Here is a 3,477-nt window from a genome sequence, read left to right on the forward strand (position 1 = left end):
AGCGCGCAGTTCGAGATCATGACCGGCAACCCGTTCGGCACCATCAACAGCCTGATCGACCAGGGCAAGCTGCGCCTGCTGGCGGTCACCGGCCCCAAGCGCGCGCCCAATCGCCCCGACGTGCCGACGTTGGCGGAAAAGGGCCTCGCCGAAGCCAACCTGACGTCGATGTTCGGCTTCATGGCGCCGGCCGGCACGCCAGCCGACATCATCGCCGGGCTCAACACGGCACTCCTCAAGGAGATCGCAACGCCCGAGATCCAGGAGGCCATGCGCAACACCGACAACATCCCCATGCACCAGAGCGCGGCGGAATTCGAAGCGCTGCTGCAAAAGGAGAGCCGGAACAACGCCTCCATCATCCAGAAGGCCAACATCAAACTGTGAGCTTGCCATGACCACGTCCAGAGACCCGTTCGACATCGAGGACCAGGGCATGCGCGAGCTGTGGGCCCGCTGGCAGCCCGGGCCTGTCGTCGATGTCAATGACAAGGATGATGGCAAGAAGAAAAACGGCGCCGCCTTCTCGCTCGCGGATTTCGACCCGTCCGCCAAGCCGTTCTCCAAGGGCGACAAGCCGGACAACAAAGTGCTGGTGCAGCAGATCGCCGAGCAGCTCGATCCGCTCCAGCAGTTGTTCTACGCCGACCGCCGCTTCAAGCTGCTGGTGATCCTGCAGGGCCTGGACACCTCGGGCAAGGACGGCACGGCGCGCAGCGTGTTCGGCGAAATGAGCCCGCTGGGCGTGCGCTCGGTGAGCTGGAAGGCGCCCACCGAGCTGGAGAAGGCACATGACTATCTCTGGCGCATCCACCAGCAGACGCCGGGCGCGGGCGAGATCGTGATCTTCAACCGCAGCCACTACGAGGACGTGCTGGTCCCCGTGGTCAATCGGTGGATCACGCCCGAGCAGCAGCAGGAGCGCTACGGCCACATCAACCAGTTCGAGAGGCTGCTGGCCGACACCGGCACGGTGATCCTCAAGTTCATGCTGCACATCAGCAAGGAAGAGCAGCGCCTGCGCCTGCAGGAGCGGCTGGACGATCCGTCCAAGCACTGGAAGTTCGACATGGGCGACATCGATGTGCGCAAGCAATGGGACGAGTATCAGCGCGCCTACGGGCAACTGCTGCCCGCGACCCACACGCCGTGGGCTCCCTGGACCATCGTTCCCGCCGACTCCAAGACGCACCGCAACCTGATGATCGCCACGCTCACCCGCGCCGTCATGGACAACCTGAAGCTCAAGTTCCCCGAAGGCAACCCTCAACTGGCGAAATTCAAGGTGCAATAGCGGGCAAGGGCATGCAAGGGCGCCCCTCGCCCCATCCGCCGGTTATGCCTTGCGCGCATGACAACGATACAGAGCGGCGTTGGACAGGGCAAACCGGCAGGAATACAGTGGAATTCGTCGTGGCCGGCCCGGCCATTCATGCAAGGTCCATTCCATGTCCAAAACCAAAGACACCTCCGCAGCCTCCCATCCGATTCCCTCCTACCTGAACCCGGACCACATCGGCCCCTGGGGCATCTACCTGCAACAGGTGGATCGCGTCACCCCCTACCTGGGCCCGCTCGCGCGCTGGGTCGAGACGCTCAAGCGCCCCAAGCGCATCCTGGTGGTGGACGTGCCGATCGAGCTGGATGACGGCACCATCGCCCATTACGAAGGCTATCGCGTCCAGCACAACCTGAGCCGCGGCCCGGGCAAGGGCGGCGTGCGTTTTCACCAGGACGTGACGCTGTCGGAAGTGATGGCGCTGTCCGCATGGATGTCGATCAAGAACGCCGCCGTGAACGTGCCCTATGGCGGCGCCAAGGGCGGCGTGCGTGTCGATCCGCGCACGCTCTCGCGCGCCGAACTGGAGCGCCTCACCCGCCGCTACACCAGCGAGATCGGCATGATGATCGGCCCCTCCAAGGACATTCCCGCGCCCGACGTGAACACCAACGGCCAGATCATGGCCTGGATGATGGACACTTATTCGATGAACGTGGGCGCCACCTCGACCGGCGTGGTCACCGGCAAGCCGGTCGACCTGGGCGGCTCGCTCGGCCGTATCGAAGCCACGGGCCGCGGCGTGTTCACCGTCGGCATGGAAGCCGCCAAGCTCTCGGGCCTGAACATCCAGGGCGCGAAGCTGGCCGTGCAGGGCTTCGGCAACGTGGGCGGCACCGCAGCCAAGCTGTTCGCCGACGCGGGCGCGCTCGTGGTGGCCGTCCAGGACCACACCGGCAGCATCCACAACGCCAAGGGGCTGGACGTGAACGCGCTGCTCGAACACGTTGCCGCCAAGGGCGGCGTGGGCGGCTTCGGGGGCGCGCAAAGCATCGACAATGCCGACTTCTGGGGCGTGAACTGCGACATCCTGATCCCCGCCGCGCTCGAAGGCCAGATCACCAAGGACAACGCCGGCAAGATCAAGGCCAAGCTGGTGATCGAAGGCGCGAACGGCCCGACCACGCCCGAGGCCGACGACATCCTCAACGACAAGGGCGTGCTCGTGCTGCCCGACGTGATCGCCAACGCGGGCGGCGTGACAGTCTCGTACTTCGAGTGGGTGCAGGATTTCTCCAGCTTCTTCTGGACCGAGGACGAAATCAACGCGCGCCTCGTGCGCATCATGCAGGAAGCTTTCGCAGGCGTCTGGGCCGTGGCGCAGGAGCACAAGGTGACGCTGCGCACCGCCACGTTCATCGTGGCCTGCAAGCGGATACTGCATGCGCGCGAAATGCGCGGCCTCTATCCCTGATCCGGCCGCGCGCCCGGTTGCCAAGGCGGCTTGACGCCGCCTTTTTCGCGCATCAGCAGCAGACCGACACCACCTGCGCCGGCTGCTTGCTGAGGCTCACGTAGACATGGCCCACGCCGCTGTCGAAGTATGCGGCCTCGTGCCTGCCCAGCTCCACCACCTCGCCGTTCTCGAAAAGAATGCGCACGCGGCCCGAGAGCACCATCACGAACTCCTGCCCCGGATGACGGATGGTTTCCGAAAAATCCCGCGCCTCGCGCGCATTGATCAGGGCGACCAGCGGCTGCATCTTCTTGCCGGGAAACGCGCCGCACAGCACGCTGTACTCGTACTGATCGGTCTCGTAGCGCTGCACGTCCTCGAAGCGGTCCTTGACTACCGTGGGCTGCACGGCCGGCGGATCGGAAGGCGCATCGCCCGCCATGAAGAGGCGCGTCATGTCGATATCGAGCGCGCCGCCAAGCTGCAACACCTTCTCGTAGCTGAGCGCGATCTGGCCGCGCTCGGCCTTGGACACGGTGGAGACCGCCAGGCCGCTGCGGGCCGCCACCTGCTGCAGCGTGAGGCCCCGCTCCTTGCGTATCCTGCGTATCTTCGCGCCCACCTCCTGCTTGCCCGCGGGCGCTGCGCCCGCGGCAGCGGCGCGCGCGCGCGGCAGCACCTCTCGCAGTACTTCATTGGCGATGGTTTTCTTCGAGGGGCGTGACATGCGCGCCATTCTAAG

General features: G+C 65.4%; 4 protein-coding genes. 3 read left to right on the forward strand and 1 reads right to left on the reverse strand.

Going from position 1 to position 3,477, the window contains the following annotated elements:
• The 3 genes from ABWP92_RS16930 to ABWP92_RS16940 form a co-directional block, all read left to right on the forward strand.
• Positions 1 to 387, forward strand: a 387-nt coding sequence (locus ABWP92_RS16930; RefSeq protein ID WP_353236574.1) for a Bug family tripartite tricarboxylate transporter substrate binding protein, incomplete at its 5' end; no start/stop codon positions are given.
• A 7-nt stretch (positions 388 to 394) separates the two neighbouring features.
• Entirely contained in the window at positions 395 to 1,294 is a 900-nt protein-coding gene (locus ABWP92_RS16935; protein WP_353236575.1) for a PPK2 family polyphosphate kinase, read from the forward strand.
• Between the two features lie 154 nt (positions 1,295 to 1,448).
• On the forward strand, positions 1,449 to 2,753 hold the full coding sequence (locus ABWP92_RS16940) for a Glu/Leu/Phe/Val family dehydrogenase (protein ID WP_353236576.1): 1,305 nt from the start codon (positions 1,449 to 1,451) through the stop codon (positions 2,751 to 2,753).
• A gap of 52 nt (positions 2,754 to 2,805) precedes the next feature.
• On the opposite strand, the gene ABWP92_RS16945 is transcribed toward ABWP92_RS16940, so the two are convergent.
• Entirely contained in the window at positions 2,806 to 3,471 is a 666-nt protein-coding gene (locus ABWP92_RS16945; RefSeq protein ID WP_353236577.1) for a helix-turn-helix domain-containing protein, read from the reverse strand.
• Between the last annotated feature and the right edge of the window lie 6 nt (positions 3,472 to 3,477).

The sequence above is a fragment of the Diaphorobacter ruginosibacter genome, from assembly GCF_040396215.1.
Taxonomy (GTDB): domain Bacteria; phylum Pseudomonadota; class Gammaproteobacteria; order Burkholderiales; family Burkholderiaceae_C; genus Diaphorobacter_A; species Diaphorobacter_A ruginosibacter_A.

Excerpts from the sequence above, each read along its gene's own strand:
- ABWP92_RS16945 (WP_353236577.1), bottom strand. The coding sequence starts at position 3,471 with ATGGCGCGCATGTCACGCCCCTCGAAGAAAACCATCGCCAATGAAGTA.
- ABWP92_RS16940 (WP_353236576.1), top strand. The coding sequence starts at position 1,449 with ATGTCCAAAACCAAAGACACCTCCGCAGCCTCCCATCCGATTCCCTCC.
- ABWP92_RS16935 (WP_353236575.1), top strand. The coding sequence starts at position 395 with ATGACCACGTCCAGAGACCCGTTCGACATCGAGGACCAGGGCATGCGC.